The 22,052-nt window shown below is 68.7% G+C and carries 15 protein-coding genes and 1 tRNA gene; 2 read left to right on the top strand and 14 right to left on the bottom strand.

Translation table 11 applies throughout. The features are described from left to right. Positions 1 to 46 precede the first annotated feature (46 nt). From ACT3UL_RS09750 to ACT3UL_RS09700, 11 genes are all read right to left on the bottom strand, one after another. The gene (locus ACT3UL_RS09750) at positions 47 to 1,309 is read right to left on the bottom strand and encodes a resuscitation-promoting factor (protein ID WP_444578049.1); all 1,263 of its coding nucleotides are present in this window, start codon (positions 1,307 to 1,309) and stop codon (positions 47 to 49) included. Positions 1,310 to 1,832: 523 nt separating this feature from the next. Beyond that, positions 1,833 to 5,717, bottom strand: a complete 3,885-nt coding sequence (locus ACT3UL_RS09745; protein ID WP_444578048.1) for a DNA-directed RNA polymerase subunit beta' — start codon at positions 5,715 to 5,717, stop codon at positions 1,833 to 1,835. 114 nt (positions 5,718 to 5,831) lie between these two features. Then, on the bottom strand, positions 5,832 to 9,320 hold the full coding sequence (gene rpoB / locus ACT3UL_RS09740) for a DNA-directed RNA polymerase subunit beta (RefSeq protein WP_444578047.1): 3,489 nt from the start codon (positions 9,318 to 9,320) through the stop codon (positions 5,832 to 5,834). 746 nt (positions 9,321 to 10,066) lie between these two features. Then, complete coding sequence (gene rplL, locus ACT3UL_RS09735) at positions 10,067 to 10,453, bottom strand: 50S ribosomal protein L7/L12 (RefSeq protein WP_444578046.1); 387 nt, start codon at positions 10,451 to 10,453, stop codon at positions 10,067 to 10,069. Between the two features lie 143 nt (positions 10,454 to 10,596). After that, positions 10,597 to 11,112, bottom strand: a complete 516-nt coding sequence (gene rplJ / locus ACT3UL_RS09730) for a 50S ribosomal protein L10 (protein ID WP_444578045.1) — start codon at positions 11,110 to 11,112, stop codon at positions 10,597 to 10,599. 324 nt (positions 11,113 to 11,436) lie between these two features. Then, positions 11,437 to 12,297 carry a hypothetical protein gene (locus ACT3UL_RS09725; protein ID WP_444578044.1) on the bottom strand — a complete coding sequence of 287 codons (861 nt, stop codon included), beginning with the start codon at positions 12,295 to 12,297 and terminating at the stop codon, positions 11,437 to 11,439. Positions 12,298 to 12,408: 111 nt separating this feature from the next. Continuing rightward, the gene (gene rplA / locus ACT3UL_RS09720; protein WP_444578043.1) at positions 12,409 to 13,128 is read right to left on the bottom strand and encodes a 50S ribosomal protein L1; all 720 of its coding nucleotides are present in this window, start codon (positions 13,126 to 13,128) and stop codon (positions 12,409 to 12,411) included. A 4-nt stretch (positions 13,129 to 13,132) separates the two neighbouring features. Further along, positions 13,133 to 13,564 carry a 50S ribosomal protein L11 gene (rplK, locus tag ACT3UL_RS09715; RefSeq protein WP_444578042.1) on the bottom strand — a complete coding sequence of 144 codons (432 nt, stop codon included), beginning with the start codon at positions 13,562 to 13,564 and terminating at the stop codon, positions 13,133 to 13,135. Between the two features lie 197 nt (positions 13,565 to 13,761). Beyond that, a complete protein-coding gene (gene nusG / locus ACT3UL_RS09710; protein ID WP_444578041.1) occupies positions 13,762 to 14,709 on the bottom strand; it encodes a transcription termination/antitermination protein NusG in 948 nt (315 codons plus the stop codon). Positions 14,710 to 14,782: 73 nt separating this feature from the next. Next, a complete protein-coding gene (secE, locus tag ACT3UL_RS09705; RefSeq protein ID WP_444578040.1) occupies positions 14,783 to 15,055 on the bottom strand; it encodes a preprotein translocase subunit SecE in 273 nt (90 codons plus the stop codon). A 63-nt stretch (positions 15,056 to 15,118) separates the two neighbouring features. Beyond that, positions 15,119 to 15,191, bottom strand: a tRNA-Trp gene (locus tag ACT3UL_RS09700). A 381-nt stretch (positions 15,192 to 15,572) separates the two neighbouring features. Here ACT3UL_RS09700 and ACT3UL_RS09695 point away from each other — a divergent pair. Together ACT3UL_RS09695 and ACT3UL_RS09690 are read left to right on the top strand one after the other, a co-directional pair. After that, positions 15,573 to 16,817, top strand: coding sequence for a pyridoxal phosphate-dependent aminotransferase (locus ACT3UL_RS09695; RefSeq protein ID WP_444578039.1), 1,245 nt, complete (start codon positions 15,573 to 15,575; stop codon positions 16,815 to 16,817). A gap of 39 nt (positions 16,818 to 16,856) precedes the next feature. Then, positions 16,857 to 17,981, top strand: a complete 1,125-nt coding sequence (locus tag ACT3UL_RS09690; RefSeq protein WP_444578038.1) for an adenosine deaminase — start codon at positions 16,857 to 16,859, stop codon at positions 17,979 to 17,981. Here the strand turns inward: ACT3UL_RS09690 and galK are convergent. The 3 genes from galK to ACT3UL_RS09675 all read right to left on the bottom strand — a co-directional run bounded on the left by galK (position 17,923) and on the right by ACT3UL_RS09675 (position 21,981). Then, positions 17,923 to 19,194, bottom strand: coding sequence for a galactokinase (gene galK, locus ACT3UL_RS09685; protein WP_444578037.1), 1,272 nt, complete (start codon positions 19,192 to 19,194; stop codon positions 17,923 to 17,925). The genes ACT3UL_RS09690 and galK overlap by 59 nt on opposite strands. A gap of 228 nt (positions 19,195 to 19,422) precedes the next feature. Then, positions 19,423 to 20,505 carry a lactonase family protein gene (locus ACT3UL_RS09680; protein ID WP_444578036.1) on the bottom strand — a complete coding sequence of 361 codons (1,083 nt, stop codon included), beginning with the start codon at positions 20,503 to 20,505 and terminating at the stop codon, positions 19,423 to 19,425. Between the two features lie 30 nt (positions 20,506 to 20,535). Continuing rightward, a complete protein-coding gene (locus tag ACT3UL_RS09675) occupies positions 20,536 to 21,981 on the bottom strand; it encodes a threonine/serine ThrE exporter family protein (RefSeq protein ID WP_444578035.1) in 1,446 nt (481 codons plus the stop codon). Positions 21,982 to 22,052 lie beyond the last annotated feature (71 nt).

The raw sequence follows: 22,052 nt of genomic DNA, 5'->3' as shown, positions 1-22,052 counted from the left end.
GTCGACGCGCTGTGGAGCGCACCGCCGACGGGGAGATGAGCTCCGCTCAGCGGATGCCCAGCTGCGAGGTGCAGGACGGCCAGGCGCCCCAGCCCTGCCCGGCCTGGACCTTCTTGCCGATCGAGATCTGCTGCTCGCGGGTGGCCTGATGCGCCACCGGAGCATACTGGCCGCCGCCGAAGGCGAGCCAGGTCGACTTCGTGAACTGCAGACCGCCGGAGAATCCGTTGCCGGTGTTGATGGACCAGTTGCCACCGGCCTCGCACTGGGCGAGACGATCCCAGACGGAGCCGTCGGAGACCGACGGGGCACTGGCTGCGGGCTTCTTCTCCGGGGTGGAGTCACGCTCGGAGCTGCGCGAGCTGCTCTCCTTCTGCGTGCTCTTCTTCTCGGTCTTCTTCTCGGTCCGCTGCGAGGGAGCCTGCTCGGAGGACGAGGACTCGGACGTGGGCTCCGGTGCGGGCTCGGGCTTCGGGGCCGGCTTGGTGCCCTTGGTGATGACCTCGGTGACCGGCTTCTCGGCGACCTTCTCCGAGACCAGCTCGGACTCGGTGACCTTGCCGTCGACGGTCTTGTCCGTGAAGACCTTCTCCGTCGTGCCCTTCTTGCCCTCGGTGGTGGTCTTCGTGGTGCCCTCGAGCAGCTCGTCGTCCTTGACGGTCTTCGTCTCGAACGGCACGTCGACGGTCTCCGTGCGCTCGGCCTCGCGGATGCGCTGGACGGTGATGGTCGCGCCGTCCTCGAGGATCGAGTCGCGGTCGACGGAGGCCTTGTCGGTGTCCTCGATATCGCCGAGCACCTTCGTCATCGCGTCGTCGACGGTCAGCGCGGCGACCTCGAAGGTGTCCTGACCGTTCTGCCCGATGAAGGTGACGGTCTTGCGGGTGACCACGTCGATCTGCGCATCCTTCGCGCTGAGCTCGGTATCGGGGGCCGGAGACACGCTGGCGCCCTCGGCCTTGTAGTCGACGTCCTCCAGTGCGTCGGCGACCGTGTCACCGGTGGTGAGGACGCTCTGGTCCTCGCCGTCGACGGTGACCGTCACCGGGGTGCGGTGGATGATCTGGATGTCGAGACCGTCGGTGACCTGCGCCGCGAGGTCGGGGACGACGAGGTCCGTGTCCTTGAGCTCGACGCCCTGGGCCTCGAGCAGCTCGGCGACGGTGGGCTGCGAGAAGGTGCGGACCATCGTCTGCTGGCCGTACACGGTCAGGGCCGCCTCATTGGACATGGCGAAGGCGGTGCCACCGCCTCCTACACCGACGACGCACACTGCAGCTGCCGCGATGATCCACGGGGTCTTCTTCACTGTTCCACCTGTTCTTCTGCCGGCTTCCGGCAGGGCCATCCATCTCTGAGCACGAGTGCCCCGGAGACGGGGCCCGGCGTCCCGGTGCGAGCGCGCCTCCGGAACGGAGCGCAGCAGGGAAGGCCGCACAGGAATGCCAGATGCCATCGTTTCGCAGGGAGCGCCCGAGGTGAAGGGCAACGACGAGACCTTTGGGGCATACCCGAGAGGTCTTTACCCTCCCGTGAACATCCGGGTCGGTCAGGTCACTCCGGAGAGCGCGTAGAGCCCCGATCGTGGCGGTCGCCACGGGCGTGCATCACGGAGACAGGTCACAGGTCCGGGAGCGGGGCGGGGTCCTGCTCGCGCAGCCGGTTCGCCGTCGGCCGTCCTCCGCTGATCCGTCCAGCAGGCGCTCCGACGGTGGCCGTCCGCACTCCCCCACCCCATGCGATGAGGGGCGGCCCCACCGAAGTGGGACCGCCCCTCATGGCGTTCACGTCGCGCCGACGCTCAGTGCGCGGGCGACGGGACGCTCAGCGACTCAGCGGAAATCCGTGCGGAACGGATCGGCGTAGTCGATGTCGTCCAGGTTGACCGCACCGGTCTGACCGAAGCCGGAGAAGTCCAGCTCGTCGTACCCGGGCACCTGGTACATCTGCGCCTTGGCCTCGTCGGTGGGCTCGACCGCGATGCGACGGAAACGGGACAGGCCCGTACCGGCCGGGATGAGCTTGCCGATGATGACGTTCTCCTTGAGCCCCATGAGCTGATCGCTCTTGCGGTTCAGGGCGGCTTCGGTGAGCACGCGGGTGGTCTCCTGGAAGGAGGCCGCCGACAGCCACGACTCGGTCGCGAGGGACGCCTTCGTGATGCCCATCAGCTCGGGACGACCCGAGGCCGGCTGGCCACCCTCGGAGAGGACCCGACGGTTCTCCCGCTCGAAGGACACGCGCTCGGCGAAGTCGCCGGGCAGCAGGTCGGTGTCACCGGACTCGATGATCGTCACGCGACGCAGCATCTGCCGCACGATGACCTCGATGTGCTTGGCGTGGATGTCCACACCCTGGCTGATGTACACCTTCTGCACCTCGTCCACCAGGTGCTGCTGCACCTTGCGGGGACCGAGGATCCGCAGGACCTGCTTCGGATCCACCGAGCCCTGGGTCAGCTGCTGGCCGACCTCGATGTGCTCGCCGGCCGAGACCAGCAGGGTCACGCGCTTGGACACCGTGTAGACGACCGGCTCGGAGCCGTCGTCGGGGGTGACCGTGAGGCGACGCTGCTTGTCGTTCTCCTCGATCTCCACGCGACCGGCGAACTCCGAGATCGGCGCGAAGCCGGCCGGGGTACGAGCCTCGAAGAGCTCCTGGATACGGGGCAGACCGTGGGTGATGTCGCCGTCCGCGCTCGCCACACCACCGGAGTGGAAGGTACGCATGGTCAGCTGGGTACCGGGCTCACCGATCGACTGGGCCGCGACGATGCCGACGGCCTCGCCGATGTCCACCAGCTGGCCGGTCGCGAGCGAACGGCCGTAGCAGTGGACACAGGTGCCGACTGCGGAGTCGCAGGTCAGCACGGAGCGGATCTTCACCTCGCGCACGCCGGCCTCGACGAGCTGCTCGAGGAGCACATCGCCCAGCTCCGAACCGGCCGGGGCCGCCTCGGTGCCGTCGGCGCCGACCGCCGCGGTGGCCAGGACACGCCCGTACACCGTGGACTCCGCGTGCTCGTGGGGACGCAGCACGCCGCCCTCCTCGACCGCGATCGGAAGGACCAGGCCCTTCGTCGTGCCGCAGTTCTCCTCGCGGACGATGACGTCCTGCGAGACGTCGACCAGACGACGGGTCAGGTAGCCCGACTGAGCGGTCTTCAGCGCGGTGTCCGCCAGCCCCTTGCGGGAGCCGTGCGACGCGATGAAGTACTCCAGGACCGAGAGCCCCTCCTTGTAGTTGGAGAGGATCGGGCGCGGGATGATCTCGCCCTTCGGGTTGGTCACCAGACCACGCATACCGGCGATCTGACGGACCTGCATCCAGTTGCCTCGCGCACCGGAGTCGACCATCCGGAAGATGGTGTTGGTCGAGTCGAAGTTCGCCCGCATGGCCTGATCGACCTCGTTGGTCGCCTCGGTCCAGATGTCGATGAGCTCGACATTTCGCTCGGTCTCGGAGATGAGACCGAGGTCGCGGTTCTCCTGAACCTGGGCGGCCCGGTTCTCGAAGCGCGCGATGATCTCCGGCTTGTTCGGAGGGGTCACGACGTCGGACAGCGCGAAGGACGCACCCGACCGGGTGGACCACGAGAAGCCGTACGCCTTCAGAGCGTCCAGCGACGCGGCCACCTGGCCCTTGTCGTAACGCTCTGCGAGCGTGTTGACGATGCCGCCCAGGCGCTTCTTGCCGACCTGGCCCTTCACGTAGGGGAAGTCCGGCGGCAGCGTCTCGTTGAAGTAGACGGTGCCCAGGGTGGTGGTGAGGTTGATCGGGTCACCCTCGGTCCAGCCCTCCGGGGCCTCCCAGTCGCTCGGCGGAACGATGTCCGTGAAGCGGATGCTCACCTCGGCGTTCAGATGCAGCTCACCACGGTCGTGGGCCATGATCGCCTCTGCCTCGGAGGCGAAGGTGCGACCCTTGCCGGCGACGTCCTCGCGGACCGTCGTGAGGTGGTACAGACCGATGATCATGTCCTGTGCGGGCATGGTCACGGGGCGACCGTCGGACGGCTTGAGGATGTTGTTGCTGGACAGCATCAGGATGCGCGCCTCGGCCTGGGCCTCTGCCGAGAGCGGCAGGTGCACAGCCATCTGGTCGCCGTCGAAGTCCGCGTTGAACGCGGCGCAGACGAGCGGGTGCAGGTGGATGGCCTTGCCCTCGACGAGCTGCGGCTCGAACGCCTGGATGCCCAGACGGTGCAGGGTGGGCGCACGGTTCAGCAGCACGGGGTGCTCGGTGATGACCTCTTCGAGGACGTCCCACACCTCGGGACGTGCACGCTCGACCATCCGCTTGGCGGCCTTGACGTTCTGGGCGTGGCTGAGCTCGACGAGACGCTTCATGACGAAGGGCTTGAACAGCTCCAGCGCCATGCCCTTGGGCAGGCCGCACTGGTGCAGACGCAGCTGCGGGCCGTTGACGATCACGGAACGCGCGGAGTAGTCCACGCGCTTGCCGAGCAGGTTCTGACGGAAACGCCCCTGCTTGCCCTTGAGCATGTCGGACAGCGACTTCAGCGGGCGGTTGCCCGGTCCGGTGACCGGACGACCCCGTCGGCCGTTGTCGAACAGCGAGTCGACCGACTCCTGCAGCATGCGCTTCTCGTTGTTCACGATGATCTCGGGCGCGCCGAGATCGAGCAGCCGCTTGAGACGGTTGTTGCGGTTGATCACACGGCGGTACAGGTCGTTGAGATCGGAGGTCGCGAAGCGGCCACCGTCCAGCTGCACCATCGGGCGCAGATCCGGCGGGATGACCGGGACGCAGTCCAGGACCATGCCGGCCGGCGAGTTCGTGGTGGACCGGAAGGCCGAGACGACCTTGAGGCGCTTGAGGGCTCGGGCCTTCTTCTGGCCCTTGCCGGTCGCGATGATCTCGCGCAGCGTGACGGCCTCGGCGTCGAGATCGAAGTCCAGCAGACGACGCTGGAGCGCCTCGGCGCCCATGCCGCCCTCGAAGTACGTGCCGTAGCGGAGCTTCATCGCGCGGTAGAGCTGCTCATCGCCCTCGAGGTCCGCGACCTTGAGCGACTTGAAGCGATCCCACACACGGGTGACGCGCTCGATCTCGGCGTCGTACTTCTTGCGGATCTGGGCCTGCTCGCGCTCGGAGGAGTCGCGGACCTTGCGCTTCGCGTCGGCCTTGGCACCCTCCTCCTCGAGCTGGGCGAGGTCCTTCTCGGCGGAGATCGCCCGCTGGTTCAGCGCGGCGTCCCGCTCGCTGGCGAGCTCCTTGGTCTCCAGGTCGAAACGCGCCTGGAGATCAGGCATGTCCTCGTGACGAGCCTGCTCGTCCACCGAGGTGATCATGTACGCGGCGAAGTAGATGATCTTCTCGAGATCCTTCGGCGCGAGGTCCAACAGGTCGCCGAGGCGGCTCGGCACGCCCTTGAAGTACCAGATGTGCGTGACGGGAGCGGCGAGCTCCACGTGGCCCATGCGCTCACGACGCACGGAGGACTTGGTGACCTCCACGCCGCAGCGCTCGCAGATGATGCCCTTGAAGCGCACGCGCTTGTACTTGCCGCAGTAGCACTCCCAGTCCCGGGTGGGGCCGAAGATGCGCTCGCAGAAGAGGCCGTCCATCTCGGGCTTCAGGGTGCGGTAGTTGATGGTCTCCGGCTTCTTGACCTCGCCGTGGGACCAGCCGCGGATGTCGTCGGCGGTGGCGAGGCCGATGCGCAGCTCGTCGAAGGTGTTGACGTCGAACACTGGTGTCCTTCTCTCGATCGGAAGTGTGGTGTCTGAGGGAACGGGGGTCGAGGGCGGGGCTCAGTGCGAGGGGAACAGGGTCTGGCTGCTCCCCTCGCCCCGAGCCCGCGTCCCTCAGACCTCTTCGATGGAGCCGACGCCCTCGTGGGGTCGGCGGGACAGGTCGATGCCGAGCTCCTCCGCAGCGCGGAAGACCTCCTCATCGCCTTCCTGAACTTCCTGGGCCGTGCCGTCGGAGGAGAGGACCTCGACGTTCAGGCACAGGGACTGCATCTCCTTGAGGAGCACACGGAAGGATTCCGGGATGCCGGGCTCGGGGATGTTCTCGCCCTTGACGATGGCCTCGTAGACCTTCACGCGTCCGGCGATGTCGTCGGACTTGATCGTCAGGAGCTCCTGCAGGGCGTACGCGGCGCCGTAGGCCTCGAGGGCCCACACCTCCATCTCGCCGAAACGCTGGCCGCCGAACTGGGCCTTACCGCCCAGGGGCTGCTGCGTGATCATCGAGTAGGGGCCGGTCGAGCGCGCGTGCAGCTTGTCGTCCACCAGGTGGTGGAGCTTCAGGATGTACATGTAGCCCACGGAGATCGGCTCGGGCAGCGGCTCGCCGGAGCGGCCGTCGAACAGCTGCGCCTTGCCGTCCTCCTTGACCATCCGCACACCGTCCCGGTTGGGGCGGTGGTTGGCGATCAGACCGGTGACCTCCTCGGCCGAGAGGCCGTCGAAGACCGGGACGCCCACCGGGGTGCCGGGCTCGCCGTGCAGAGCGCCCTCAGGGAGCTCGGCGGCGTTCGGGTCGGTCGGATCGAGATCCCAGCCGGCCTTGGCGACCCACCCGAGGTGGGTCTCCATGACCTGGCCGATGTTCATACGACCGGGCACACCCATGGGGTTGAGGATGATGTCGACCGGGGTGCCGTCCTCGAGGAACGGCATGTCCTCGACCGGCAGGATCTTCGCGATGACGCCCTTGTTGCCGTGACGGCCGGCGAGCTTGTCACCATCGGTGATCTTGCGCTTCTGGGCCACGTAGACGCGGACCATGTCGTTGACACCGGTGGGGAGGATGTCGCCATCCTCCTCGTCGTTGAAGACCTGGACACCGATGACGGTGCCGGTCTCGCCGTGGGGGACTCGCAGCGAGGTGTCGCGCACCTCGCGGGCCTTCTCGCCGAAGATCGCGCGCAGCAGGCGCTCCTCCGGGGTCAGCTCGGTCTCGCCCTTGGGGGTGACCTTGCCGACCAGAATGTCGCCGGGGTTGACCTCGGCGCCGATGCGGATGATGCCGCGCTCGTCGAGATCGGCCAGCACGTCGTCGCCGACGTTCGGGATGTCCCGGGTGATCTCCTCGCGGCCCAGCTTGGTGTCGCGGGCGTCGACCTCGTGCTCCTCGATGTGGATCGAGGTGAGGACATCGTCCTGGACCAGGCGCGAGGACAGGATGATGCCGTCCTCGTAGTTGTGGCCTTCCCACGACATGAACGCGACCAGCAGGTTCTTGCCCATGGAGAGCTCGCCCTGGTCGGTCGACGGACCGTCGGCCAGGATGGACCCGACCTCGACGCGGTCGCCCTCGTCGAACAGCACGCGCTGGTTGTAGGAGTTGCCGGCGTTGGAGCGCTGGAACTTCCCGATCGGGTACGTCTGACGGGTGCCGTCGTCGGCCATCACCACGATGAGGTCGGCGGACAGCTCCTCGATGACGCCGGCCTTCGCCGAGACGACCACGTCGCCGGCGTCGACTGCTGCGCGGCGCTCCATGCCGGTGCCGACGAGCGGCATCTCGGCCTTGAGCAGCGGCACGGCCTGGCGCTGCATGTTCGAGCCCATCAGCGCACGGTTGGCGTCGTCGTGCTCGAGGAAGGGGATCATCGCGGTGGCGACGGAGACCATCTGACGTGCGGAGACGTCCATGTAGTCGACGTCGGCCGCATCGACCAGGTCCGGCTCGCCGCCGGTGAGGCGCACGAGCACCTGCTCCTCGACGAACCGGCCGTCCTCACCGATCTTGGCGTTGGCCTGAGCGATGACGTGGCGATCCTCGTCGTCCGCGGTGAGGTAGACGATCTCGTCGGTGACGAGGCCCTTGTCGACCTTGCGGTACGGCGTCTCGATGAAGCCGAAGGGGTTGATGCGGGCGAAAGTCGCCAGCGAACCGATCAGGCCGATGTTCGGACCCTCAGGGGTCTCGATCGGGCACATGCGGCCGTAGTGCGACGGGTGGACGTCACGGACCTCCATGCCGGCACGGTCGCGGGAGAGGCCGCCCGGGCCCAGCGCCGAGAGGCGACGCTTGTGCGTCAGGCCCGACAGCGGGTTGTTCTGGTCCATGAACTGCGACAGCTGGGAGGTTCCGAAGAACTCCTTGATCGCGGCGGTGACCGGTCGGATGTTGATCAGCGTCAGCGGGGTGATCGCCTCGACGTCCTGCGTGGTCATGCGCTCGCGGACGACGCGCTCCATGCGGGACAGGCCGGTGCGGACCTGGTTCTGGATCAGCTCGCCCACCGCGCGGATGCGACGGTTGCCGAAGTGGTCGATGTCGTCCGTCTCGACGCGGACGACCTTGCCGTCCTTGCTCGTGTACTCCGAGACGCCGTCATGCAGCGCGACGATGTACTTGATCGAGGCGACGATGTCCTCGAGGCGGAGGGTCGACTCGGACAGGCTGCCCTCGAGACCGAGCTTCTTGCCGATCTTGTAGCGGCCGACCTTCGCGAGGTCGTAGCGCTTGGCGTTGAAGTAGAGGTTGTTCAGCATGGCCTCGCCCGCATCGCGCGTGGGCGGCTCGCCCGGACGCTGCTTGCGGTAGATGTCCATGAGGGCCTCGTCCTGCGAGGAGACGCGGTCCTTCTCGAGCGTGGAACGCATCGATTCGAACTCGCCGAACTCCTCGAGGATGTCCGAGTGGGACAGGCCCAGGGCCTGCAGCAGGGTCGTGACCGACTGCTTGCGCTTGCGATCGATGCGCACACCGACCTGATCGCGCTTGTCGACCTCGAACTCGAGCCACGCACCGCGCGAAGGGATCACCTTCGTGCTGAAGATGCGCTTGTCGCTGGTCTTGTCGATGCTCTCCTCGAAGTACACGCCCGGGGAGCGGACCAGCTGGGAGACCACGACACGCTCGGTGCCGTTGATGATGAACGTGCCCTTGTCGGTCATGAGCGGGAATTCGCCCATGAAGACCGTCTGGGTCTTGATCTCACCGGTCTCGTTGTTCATGAACTCGGCGATGACGTACATCGGAGCCGAGTAGGTGAGGTCCTTCTCCTTGCACTCCTCGACCGTGTACTTCGGGTCGTCGAAGGTGTGATCCCGGAAGGACAGCGACATGTTGCCGGCGAAGTCCTCGATCGGGGAGATCTCCTCGAGGATGTCTGCGAGACCGGAGGTCTGCGGGACATCCTCGCGCCCGTCGGAAGCGGCCTCCTCGGCACGCTCCTTCCAGCGCGAGTTGCCCAGCAACCAGTCGAACGAAGTGGTCTGCAGACTCAGCAGATCCGGTACGTCGATAGGGTCGCCGAGCTTCGCGAAGGTGACGCGAGGAGAGGCGGTACGAAGTGCGATGTCGGTGGTGCGATCGGTGCTCGAGGCAGCCAAGGGGGGTCCTTCCACAGGCCGATGACGGAATCCCAGGCGCGGCGAACACCCGTCAAGGGTTGTGGAGCAGGCAAAAATACTGTCAGGACAGCAGAACCCACGGGCGACGCACAGCGCAAGGACCGAGCATACACAAATACGCGGATGGACACAACAGTCGCGGTGCGACGAGTCCATCCACGTCGGCCGATATATGCCTGGCGTAGAAGTCTTGCCGGTGCTTCCTGCCCGTCTGGCTCGACCGGTCCTCGCGAGCTCGGCTCAGCGGGACACATGCGGCAGGAACAGCTCCGTACGCCGAACAGGATGGCCGGTAATTCTTCCGGAGTCAAGCACTGGGGGGTCGCCCCGGGGTGTCACGGCACGTCGCAGCGCTGCTGACGCCCCTTCTCTCCACTGCTCGTGGAGTTTCCGCGGGCCACTCGACCTCGTCCTCGAGATCCTCGATCGGCGGCGCCGTCGGCCTCGGCGCCGCCGAACCGCTCCCCCGGATTCGGCGGAGCAGCCGACCTCGCGGATCGGAGCATCCGCTCCTGTCTTGCCCGGAACGTCGACGTGCACAGCTTGCGGCATAGGACACACCCTCCTGCAGCGCGCCGGGCCGTGCCGCGCGTCACGGCGGGGACTGCCCGGCCGCGGATGGGCGCCGGGGACAGCAGAAGGGCCGTCCCGCAGATGCGGGACGGCCCTTCAGGAGCAGTGCGACTGCCATCAGGTGAGGCGCTCACCGGGGCGAGCGCCGGAGATCACTTGACGGTGACGGTCGCGCCGGCCTCCTCGAGCTTCGCCTTGGCAGCCTCGGCGTCGTCCTTCTTGACAGCCTCGAGGACAGCCTTGGGGGCCTCGTCGACGAGCGCCTTGGCCTCCTTCAGACCGAGGGAGGTGAGGCCGCGCACCTCCTTGATGACAGCGATCTTCGCGGAGCCGGCGGACTCGAGAATGACGTCGAACTCGTCCTTCTCCTCCTCCTCGGCAGCCTCGCCACCGGCAGCGCCACCGGCAGCGGCGACGGCCACGGGGGCAGCAGCGGTGACGTCGAAGACGTCCTCGAACTGCTTCACGAACTCGGAGAGCTCGATGAGGGACATTTCCTTGAAAGCTTCGATGAGCTCGTCGTTGCTGAGCTTAGCCATGGTGGCGTTCCTTCCTATGGTCGGGACCTGAGTCCCTGCGGTATCGGCGGCGCACACGCGCCGGGTCTTGCAATCCGGTCGCCCACGTGGGGTCCCGGGGGACAGCGCTGAGGCCGTGAGGAGTGAGGCGGAGCCTCAGAACCTCAGGCTTCCTGCTTGGCCCGCAGCGCGTCCACGGTGCGTGCTGCCTTCGACAGCGGCGCCGCGAACGTGGCGGCGGCCTTGGACATCGATGCCTTCATGGCACCGGCGGCCTTGGCCAGCAGGACCTCGCGGGACTCGAGGTCCGCAAGCTTCTGGACGTCCTCCTTCGAGAGCGCGACGCCCTCGAAGTAACCGGACTTGAGCACGAGCTGCTCGTGGGTCTTGGCGAAGTCACGCAGGGCCTTGGCGGGCCCCACCGGCTCACCCTTGATGAACGCGATAGCGGTCGGACCGCTGAGCGTGCCATCGAAGGCGGTGATGCCGGCCTCGCGGGCGGCGATCTCCGTGAGCGTGTTCTTCACCACGGCGTAAGTGGTCTCGGAACCCAACGAGCGGCGAAGCTCCTTGAGATCCCCCACGCTGAGCCCGCGATACTCGGTGATGACAGCGGCGTCGGACTCGCGGAACAGGTCCGCGATCTCCGAGACGGCATCAACCTTTTCGGGGTTAGCCATGGCCCTCCTTCCAGAGGTCTCTCGCCACCGGGTGAAGAAGTCCTGGGCACAGGAAAGGCCTCGACACGCAAGTGTCGAGGCCTCGATCGCACGAGATCCCCATACCCCGGAGGGCACCGGCCGGGGCCGGACTGGGGCGACCGTGCAACAGTCGCTTCTTCACCTGCGCAGGCCATCCCTGACGGGATCTCTTCGGTCGCTCTCGGGGTCGAGCGCGACAACCGGCGGTCTTCGGTACGTCCAGAGTAGCCCAGGGCCGAGGTCCGGCGCCACGGCAGGAGCGGCGGTCTGCGTCACATCTCGCCGCTCGAGCACGGGGACGCCTCACCCGGAGGAGAGACGGGCCGCACTCCACGCCGCGGCGAGCTCTCCGACCGTGCCGAACCGCTCCGAACGCGCCGGTCGGGTCGCCCGGTCGATCACGTCGGCCGCATCCTCTCCCCCGCAGAACTGGCAGAGATCCTCCGTGAGCCCGGTCCCGAAGTGGCGCACCAGTCGCCCGAGGGTGAACACGGTGGTGCGTGCGTCCAGCGGAGCGCCCAGCTCGAACTCCTCGGGAGCCATGAAGCGGCTCGCTCCGAACATGCGCCCCATGTCGTTGGTGGAAGCGCCACAGCGGTAGGTGTCGAGGTCGATGAGGGTGAGCCGGCCAGAGGCGAGGTCCACCATGAGGCAGCCGTCGTAGAGGTCGCCGGCCACCCACCCGGCCGATTCCAGCGCGACGTGTGCGTCGAGCAGCTGGTCCAGGACCGCCAGCCGCAGCTCGGCGGACGCCGTGGCGAAGCGGCGGTACGGCGATGTCGGGTCCCCGCGCTGTACGGAGGGGACGCCGATCAGCTCGCCCGGCGCCCGGTCGTAGACGAGCGCAGGTCCGTCCGCCGTCTCGATCACCGTGCGCAGGCGGGCGAGGGCCGGATGGTCGACGCTGCGCGCGAGCTCCACGGCGGAGCGCAGCAGCCCGACGCGACCGGCGTGGTCGAGATACGGGACGGCGCCGCCCGGCGGTGGCGGTGCGTCGGTGCCCGCGGTCTTGACGAACAGATCACCCTGCTGGGTCCTGACCAGCCAGGAGACGTTGCCGGAGTCCTGGGTGAGGTGGTCGTACCGCGCGAGGATCTCCCCCGCCGACAGCACGAGGTCCTCGGCGGTCCGGTCGGTGCGTGTCAGCGAGAGCAGATCGGTCACCGGCCTACCGTAACCGGCGGTGGCGTGCCCTCCCCGCCGGACACGACGACGCCCCGCCCACCGTGAGGTGGACGGGGCGTCGGATGCACCGCCGGAGGCGACCGCCGAGGATCAGGCCTCGTCGGTGTCCTCGAGGAGGTTGCGCGTGCGGTTCACGTCGACCGGGATGCCCGGGCCCATGGTGGTGGACACGGTGATCTTCTCGATGTAGCGGCCCTTCGAGGAGGACGGCTTCAGACGGAGGATCTCGTCGAGCGCGGCGACGTAGTTCTCGGCCAGCTGCTGGTCGGAGAACGACACCTTGCCGACGAGGTAGTGCAGGTTGGCTGCACGGTCGGTGCGGAACTCGATCTTGCCGCCCTTGATGTCGGAGACAGCCTTGGCCGTGTCCATCGTGACGGTGCCGGTCTTCGGGTTCGGCATGAGGCCACGGGGGCCGAGCACGCGGCCGAGCTTGCCGACCTTGCCCATCAGGTTCGGCGTGGCCACTGCCGCGTCGAAGTCGGTCCAGCCGCCGGCGACCTTCTCGATGAGCTCGTCGTCGCCGACCTCGTCGGCGCCTGCCTCGAGAGCGGCCTCGGCCTGTGCACCCGTCGCGAAGACGATCACGCGGGCCGTCTTGCCGGTGCCGTTGGGCAGGTTGACGGTGCCGCGCACCATCTGATCCGCCTTGCGGGGATCGACGCCCAGGCTCATCGCGACCTCGACGGACGCGTCGAACTTCGCGGGAGAGGTCTTCTGCGCCAGTCGGAGAGCGTCCAGCGGCGAGTACGCGCGGCCCTCTTCGATCTTGGCAGCGCTGTCCTTGTAACCCTTGCTACGGAAACCCATATCGTCAGTCCTCCACCGTGATGCCCATGGAACGAGCGGTGCCGGCGACGATCTTCGACGCGGCCTCCATGTCGTTCGCGTTCAGATCAGGCATCTTCGTCTCCGCGATCTCGCGGACCTGAGCCTGGGTGACCTTGCCGACCTTGTCGGTGTGCGGCGTTGCGGAGCCCTTCTGAAGGCCGGCGGCCTTCTTGATGAGCTCTGCAGCCGGCGGGGTCTTCGTGATGAAGGTGAACGAGCGATCCTCGTAGACCGTGATCTCGACCGGGACGATGTTGCCACGCTGATCGGCGGTGCGATCGTTGTAGGCCTTCACGAACTCCATCATGTTCACGCCGGCAGCGCCGAGCGCGGGACCCACGGGCGGCGCAGGTGTGGCCTGGCCGGCCTGGATCTGGAGCTTGATGACGCTCGCGATCTTCTTCTTGGGAGCCATTGCTCTTCCTCATTCTGTCGTGGTTCGGGCGGAACTCATCATGCGTTCCTCCCACTGCAGGATCTCTTCCGCTCGGTGGCGGAAGGAGATCTGATGCGACGCTACCTGCACGTCGCGTCGGCGTCGACCGGGATCAGGGGTGATCCTGGTCGTATTCCCGCGGCCCGGAGGCCGTGGCGCCGATCAGTTCTGGGGGATCAGATCTTGGCGACCTGGTCGAAGGCGAGCTCGACGGGAGTCTCGCGGCCGAAGATCGACACGAGGACCTGCAGCTTCTGCGACTCCGTGTGGATCTCGGAGATCGAGGCGGGCATCGTCTCGAAGGGGCCGTCCATGACCGTGACGGATTCGCCGACCTGGAAGTCGGGCATCTTCTGCGCGGTCGACTTCGCCGGGGTGCCACCGGTGGAGCGCTTCTTCTCGGGCAGTCCGACCGACGGCTCCAGCATCGAGTAGATCTCGTCGAAGTTGAGCGGGGTGGGCTCGGTGGCGTTGCCGACGAACCCGGTCACACCCGGGGTGTCGCGCACGACGCGCCAGGACTCCGTGGTCAGATCCATGCGCACCAGCACGTAGCCGGGGATGCGCACGCGGCGGACGATCTTCTTCTGGCCGTTCTTGACCTCGGTCGCGTCCTCCATCGGGACCTGGACCTCGAAGATGAAGTCCTCCATGTCCTGAGTCTCGGTACGCGTCGCGAGCTGCGTCTTCACGCGGTTCTCGTGACCGGAGTAGGAGTGGATGACATACCACTCGCCGAGCGCGGAGCGCAGGTGCATCTTGAGCTGGAGGAGCGGGTCCTCCTCCTCGGACTCCTCGGAGTCGTCGGACTCCTCGGAATCAGCAGACTCCTCGGAATCTGCAGGCTCTTCGGAGTCGTCGGCCTCGACGGCGGCGGAATCGCCAGCCTCCGTGGTGGAGGGCTCCACGTCGTCAGCCTGCTCTGCGTCGTCGGCCTGCTCGACATCGTCCGTCTGCTCGACGTCATCGGCGCCCTCGAGGGAGCTGCCCTCGGCGCTCTGCGACTCGAGGTCGGACTCGGCACCCTCGGGTGCCGCGGTCTCGGCCTGGGGCGACGACGAGAACGACAGCGTGTCGTCGACGTCCTGGTAGGGCTCTTCGGGGGATGAGGTCTGATCGCTCATCAGCGGGAACCTGCCTTCCTGGCGGCTGTGGGACTGATCGGGCACGGTGCGGCGTACGACGGCACGGCCGGACTCAGAGTCCCGCGCCGGGATCCGTGAAGGCGATCCGGGACAGCCAGCTGAATCCGGCGTCGAGGCCGAAGATCAGCAGGATCATCACGATGACGAACGCGAGGACGATGGCCGAGTACGAGACCAGTTCCTTGCGGGTCGGGACGACGACCTTCCTGAGCTCCGCGATGACCTGGCGGACGAACAGACCGATGGCCAGGAACGGGTTTCGGGACCCGGTGCCCGGCGCGTCGCCGCTGGTGGGCGTCGACGGGGCGTTCTGGCTGGAGTTCACGTCTGAGCTGTCCGATCTCGTCGAGGTCAACCGCATCCGACCGGGCGAACCCGATCGGACCGGCAGGGCAGACAGGGCTCGAACCTGCAACCTGCGGTTTTGGAGACCGCTGCGCTACCAATTGCGCCACTGCCCTTCACGAGGGAGAACCCTCGAGAGGTTGATCTGCGGTGCCGTTGCCGACATCCGCGCTTCTGACCAGCGACCAGCATACAAGCCGTGGGGATCTGGTGCGAATCCGCTGGCGGCAGATCACATCGAATCCTTCACGGCCCCGGGACGCGCCCGATGCCGACCGGAGTCGAGGGTACCCCCTGCGGAACCATCCGGCGTCCGCACCGGACTCCCGCGAGACGCCGCGGGCCCCACCCAGCCCACCAGACCTCACGAGGTCCCACAAGGTCTCCCGAGTGAGCACGAGCTCTCCCGAGGTCGCACGAGGGGCCGATCGCTGCGCACGGGCGTCCGCTGGCGGGTCGTTCTGGCAGAGGGACGAGACCTCTGCCACGATAGGCGGGTGACCACCGACGACGCATCCCCCGCCACCAGCACCTCTCAGCCCGCCGCGCGCGCCCGCATCTCGGGCCGGATCGGCTCGATCGCGCCCTCCGCGACCCTCGCAGTCGACGCCACCGCGAAGGCTCTCAAGGCGGCCGGCCGTCCCGTGATCGGGTTCGGCGCCGGAGAGCCCGACTTCCCGACGCCGCAGCACATCGTCGACGCGGCGATCGAGGCCGCGTCCGTCCCGGCGAACCACCGCTACTCCGCCACCGGTGGTCTGCCGGAACTGCGACTGGCCCTCGCCGAGATGATCTCGGGCTCGACGGGGCTCACGATCGAGCCGACGCACGTGCTGGTCACCAACGGCGGCAAGCAGGCTGTCTACCAGACCTTCGCGACGCTGCTGGACCCGGGCGACGAGGTCTTGCTGCCGGCCCCGTACTGGACCACCTATCCCGAGGCGATCCGCCTGGCGGGGGCCACCGAGGTACCGGTCCTGGCCGGCGTCGATCAGGGCTATGTCCCCACGATCGAGCAGCTCGAGGCGGCGCGCACCGAACGCACCCGAGCGATCGTGATCTGCTCCCCCTCGAATCCGACCGGCGTCGTGCTCACGGCGGAGCAGCTGCGCGAGGTGGGCCGCTGGGCCCACGAGCACGGGATCTGGGTGGTCACCGACGAGATCTACCAGCACCTCACCTACGACGGAGTGCCGTTCACCTCGATCCTCGCCGAGGTCCCCGAGCTCGCGGAGACCACGGTGCTGCTGGGCGGCGTCGCGAAGTCCTTCGCCATGACCGGCTGGCGCGTGGGCTGGATGGTGGGCCCCAAGGACGTCATCGCCGCGGCGAGCAACCTCCAGTCCCACCTGACCTCGCACGTGAACAACATCGCTCAGCGCGCCGCGATCGCCGCGGTGACCGGGCCGATGGAGCCGGTCGACGCCATGCGCGAGGCGTTCGACCGCCGTCGTCGCACCATCGTCGAGAAGCTCTCCGCGGTCCCGGGCTTCACCGTTCCCACCCCCACGGGCGCGTTCTACGCCTTCCCGGACGTCTCCGGTGTGCTGGGTCGCGAGATCCGGGGCACGACGGTCTCCACCTCGGCCGAGCTGGCCGCGGTGATCCTGCAGGAGGCCGAGGTCGCGGCCGTCCCGGGCGAGGCTTTCGGCGCTCCCGGGCACCTGCGGTTCTCCTACGCCCTGAACGATGACGAGCTCGCCGAGGGCATCGACCGTGTGGCGGCCCTGCTCTCCGAGTGAGACGGTGCGCCGCGTGGGACTGCACGAGGTGACGCCGCGATGAGCTCCACCTCACCGGCGCTCCCCGGGCGAGGCCCCGCCGCGCTCCCGGGGCGGGACCCCGCGGTGCTGCCCGGGCGAGACCTCGCGGCGCTGCCCAAGGCGCACCTCCACCTGCACTTCACCGGGTCGATGCGCCCGTCCACGCTGCGTCACCTCGCCGACGAGCGCGGCATCCGGCTGCCGCAGTCCCTGACCGACGACGTCGCCCTGCAGGTGGAGCCGACGCGGCGCGGCTGGTTCCGGTTCCAGCGGCAGTACGACGCGGCGCGGGCGGTCGTCGACTCCGAGTCGGCGATGCGGCGCATCGTCCACGAAGCGGCGCTCGACGATGCCGCGGAGGGCTCCGGACGTCTCGAGCTGCAGGTCGACCCGACCAGCTATGCGCCCTTCGTCGGCGGGCTCACCCCTGCCCTCGAGATCGTGGTGGACCAGGCGGCGCGCTCCGAGGAGGAGACCGGTGTGAGCATCGGCCTCATCGTCGCCGCCTCCCGCACCCGGCATCCGCTCGATGCCCGGACCCTCGCCCGTCTCGCGGCCCGGCATGCGGGCCGCGTCATCGGCTTCGGGCTGTCCAACGACGAGCGCCGCGGCGTGACCGCCGAGTACGGGCCGGCTTTCGCGATCGCCCGCCGTGCCGGTCTGCTGTCGGTCCCGCACGGGGGCGAGCTGCTGGGCCCGACCCACGTCGAGGACGTCGTGGACCATCTGGCACCGAACCGGCTCGGGCACGGGGTGCGTGCGGCCGACGACCCGGAGCTGCTGGAGCGGATCGTGGCGGCCGGCATCGGGCTCGAGGTGTGCCCGGCCTCCAATGCGTCGCTCGGCGTGGTCTCCGACCCCGCCGACGTCCCGCTGCGGCAGCTGGTCGACGCGGGCGCCCGGATCGCGCTCGGCGCCGACGACCCGCTCCTGTTCGGATCACGCCTGGTGGACCAGTACGAGACCGCACGGGCCATCGGCTTCAGCGATGCCGAGCTCGCCGACCTCGCCGCCTCCTCGATCCGGATCTCGGCCGCCGACGACGCGACGAAGCGACGTCTCCTGGCCGGGGTGGCGGACTGGCTCAGCGGTCCTGTCCAGCACCCTCCGACGGCAGGGCGAGGAAGAACTTCGGCGCCGTGAACCCGCGCTCGGAGAAGGCAGCCGCGATGGCCGTGGCGACCTGCTCCGCCTGGTCTGCCTCGATCAGCGCGATGGTGGAGCCGCCGAAACCGCCACCGGTCATGCGGGCGCCGTGGGCACCCGCCGCGCGGGCGGCGTCGACCGCCGTATCGAGCTGGGCGACGGTCACCTCGTAGTCGTCGCGCAGCGAATCGTGCGAGGCGTCCAGGAGGTCCCCGAGCTCACGGACGTTCTCCCGCACGGTGCCCGCGGCGAGCAGCGCGTCGAAGTCCTTCACCCGCTGGATCTCGGTGATCGCATGCCGGGCGCGACGGCGCACGACCTCGTCGTCCAGGCGTGCCAGGAGGTCGTCGAGCTGCGTGACGTCGGCGTCGCGGAGCGTCGGCACGCCCAGGGCGGCGGCGGCGCGCTCGCTGTCCGACCGCCTGGCCGTGTACTCGCCGTCGACGTGGGAGTGCTCGGCGCGGGTGTCCGTGATCAGCAGCGCCAGTCCCTGGGAGGCGAGGTCCCAGGGCACCGCTCGGGTCGAGAAGTCGCGGCAGTCCAGGAACAGTGCGTGCCCGGCGCGGGAGAGCACCGAGGCGGACTGGTCCAGTCCTCCGGTGGAGGCGCCCGCGAAATCGGTCTCGGCGGTGATCGCGGCGTGCACCCGCTGGAGGGGCGTGGTGCCCAGCGACAGCAGAGCCTCGATCGCTTCCGCTGCGGCGCACTCGAGGGCTGCGGAGCTGGAGAGCCCGGCGCCGAGCGGGACCTGTCCGTCGATCATGATGTCCATGCCCTGGGTGGTGGCACCGGAGATGTGCGACCGCAGCGCCCACAGCACACCGGCCACGTACGCGGGCCAGCCCTCGACGGCACCGGGCTCGAGAGCCCCGGCATGGATCTCCAGGACCTGGTCGTCCTGGGCGGATCGCAGGCGGACGAGATCGGTGGGCGTGCGCGCGGCGGCCGCGAAGCACCGGTGGGAGATCGCCATCGGCAGGCACAGGCCGTCCTGGTAGTCGACGTGCTCACCGATGATGTTCACGCGCCCCGGGGCGGACCACACACCGTCGGGCGCATAGCCGAAAGACTCCGCGAACAGCGACTCGACCCGCTCGGCGGCCTCACGGCGGTCCGGCGCCGAGGACAGCGTCACGGCAGGGGTCGCGGCGACCGGGGCGCCGGAGCGTCCGGCGTCAGCGGCGGCGCCGGTGTCTGCGGCAGTGGTCATGGTGTTCCTCCCGAGCGGTCGAGGGCCGGAGCACGGGGCAGAGCCCTGTGGCAACATCCGGCACGGCGTCCGCGAGTCTAACCGTCAGCACGACAAGAGTGCTGCACGGTCTCTCCGGGCGTGCATCGGGACCGCGTCGGGCCCCGCTGCTACTCAGGGCCGCACTGCGAGGCGCGGCTCAGGGGCGCTCTGCGAGGCGCGGCTCAGGGGCGCTCTGCGGGGCGCGCTTCAGGGGCGCACTGCGAGGCAGGACACCGACGGGGCGGGGATCGGATCCGCAGCGACCGAGAGGGTCTCCCCCACCCGACGCAGCACATCGATGCGATCGCCCTCCTGGGCCGCCACGAGGACCAGATCGCCGAGCTGTGTGAAGTGCCGAGGGTGGGCGCCCGCCTCGATCTCGGCGACGATCTGCGGCCGCATCATCGTCAGCGACAGCAGGGAGATCGTGTCCGGCCCGCGGTTGGCGACCAGCAGCATCCCGTCGTCGTCGGCGAGCTCGATGTGCGACAGCGCGTTGTCCCCGTCCCGGCCGCTCGCCGGGATCATGGAGCGCACGCTCCAGCTCAGCGCAGTGCCGTTCAGCGCCGTCGGCGCGGAGCGGGTGGTCTCCACGGGTCGTCGCGCCGCAGTGGCGACCATCCCGGAGAGCTCGCAGGAGATGTGCAGCTGATCGGACTCGTGGTCCGGCGCGATGTGCCGCGGCCCGCTCCCCCGGCTCAGGGGGATCTCGCCGGTCAGCCCCATCTGGCCGGTCGAGTCCTGCCGGTAGAGGAACACGCGGTCCAGCCCGAGATCCGGCACGGCCAGCGCCTCGGTACCGGGCAGAGCGACCACCTGATGCGGGTGAGGGTCCCGGCCCTCGCTGCGATCATGATGGTCGTCGACGTCGATGACCTCGACCGGCACCCCGTCGTCGTCCAGGCGCACGGTCTCCACGGTTCCCGAGCCGTAGTCGGCGATCAGCAGGGTCCCCGGGCTGCGTCCCGGAGCCAGATGGCAGCCGCCGGACCCGTCCAGGACCAGATCACCGATGAGCTCCGCGGACGCCCCGTCGTCGTCGACCCGGACCGCGACGACGCGCGTCGGCGTCGTCTCCAGCACCGCGTACAGCAGGGATCCGTCGGCGCTCCAGAGCACGAAGGAGGGGTCCGGCAGGTCGAGTGCGGCGAGTCGCTCGACGGAGGGTGCGGCGCCCGCGGAGCTTCCCGCATCCTGACCGGTCGTGAGCCGCAGCAGCTCGATCCCCGGACCGCGGCCGCTGCCGCTGCGCGAGTAGCCGCCGACGGCGATCAGTGCGGAAGTGCTCATGGGGTCTCCTCGGGATCGGTTCGCGCTCCCTTAGCCGTCCGACGGAGGATCGAGGTCCTCGAGCTCGTCGAAGAGTGCGGGCGACAGCGCTGTCATCTCGCCCGTCATCGTAGACGGCTCGACGACCGGAGCGCCGGTGCGACGCCGGAAGCTGCGCGATCCCATCGTGAGCCGGCGACGGCGAAGAGTGGTGAACGGCAGGGAGATGCTCGGGGTGTAGGCGATGCCGCTGCGGCGGAAGTACGGCAGGATGCGGGAGGCCAGCAGCTGGCCGAGCACGGCTCCGGCGGCGATGCCCACCGCGATCTCGCCGGCGCCGAACAGCTCGCTGGCTCCGGAGCTGACGTCCTCCCCCAGTCCCAGCAGTCCGCGGTAGATGAGGCTGCCCGGCACCAGCGGGATGATCCCGCCCATGACGAAGAGCAGGGTCGGCACCCGCAGGCGATCGCCGAGCACCACCGCGATCAGCCCGGTGAAGAGCCCGGCGAGCGTCACCGCGTACAGACGCTCCAGGAACAGCCCGGTGACGACGTGGGAGATCAGCGCCGAGATCAGCGCGACCAGGGCCATCCAGGGCAGGACCTTCCACGGCACCTGGGTGCCGACGCCGAAGCCGATCCCCATCCCGATCCCGGAGACCACCACCCACACCACGGTGATCAGCGAGATCGGGATCGACGCGCTCACGGAGATGTCCGCGCCGATCGCGTCGGCCAGCAGGATCCCGCCCCGCACCCCGGCGACGAGGCCCACGGTGAGCATGAGGGTCTCCAGGATGCGGCCGGCGGCGGTCACGTACCAGCCGGTCACGGCATCCTGCACCGCCGCGATCGAGGAGAGTCCGCACAGCTGCACGATGATGCAGGAGACCACGACGATCGAGGAGTTCAGGGCGGGGTTGATGAGGTGCACGGCCAGGGCGGCCCCCACGGCGAGGAAGCCGCCGATCGCCTGTCCGTAGAAGGGCGGGATGTGCTTGCGCGCGAGGAACTCCCCGGAGGCGATCAGCAGCCCTGCCGCGACCGTCGCGGCGATCACCACGAGGGATCCCGCCCCGAAGCTCAGCGCCGCCGAGCCGCCCATCACCGCGAAGCCGAGGACCACCAGCGGCAGCTTGTACAACGGGGGCGTCTGGGCGACGGCACCCGCCATCCGTCGGGCCTCCTCGAGCGGGAACTCGCCGGAGATGTAGCCGTGCGTGATGTCCTCGAAGGCCGCCAGGCGGGCGAAGTCCTGGACGCGTGCCGCGGCGGAGCGCACCCGGGTGAACGGGGTGGCCCCCTCGTCCTCGAGGTACGAGATGACGACTTCGTCGAAGGTCACCTGCACGGAGACGTTGCGCAGGCCCGAGGAGCTGGTGATCCGCAGAACGGTCGCCGTCACCTCGGAGGCGGCCGCCCCGTTCGTGAGCAGGCCTTCTCCGATCCTCATGGCGAGGTCGAACACGGCATGGAGCCGGATGGAATCGGTGGGCACGGGATGATCGTGCCACACGGGGGATCACGGAAAACAGCACGCGGCGACCTGGTACTCGTCACACTCCTCGG

The sequence above is a fragment of the Brachybacterium sp. 107 genome (assembly GCF_052379725.1).
Lineage (GTDB): Bacteria > Actinomycetota > Actinomycetes > Actinomycetales > Dermabacteraceae > Brachybacterium.
Note: the sequence above shows the minus strand (reverse complement) of the source record. Positions and strands in the feature narration are given on the sequence as shown.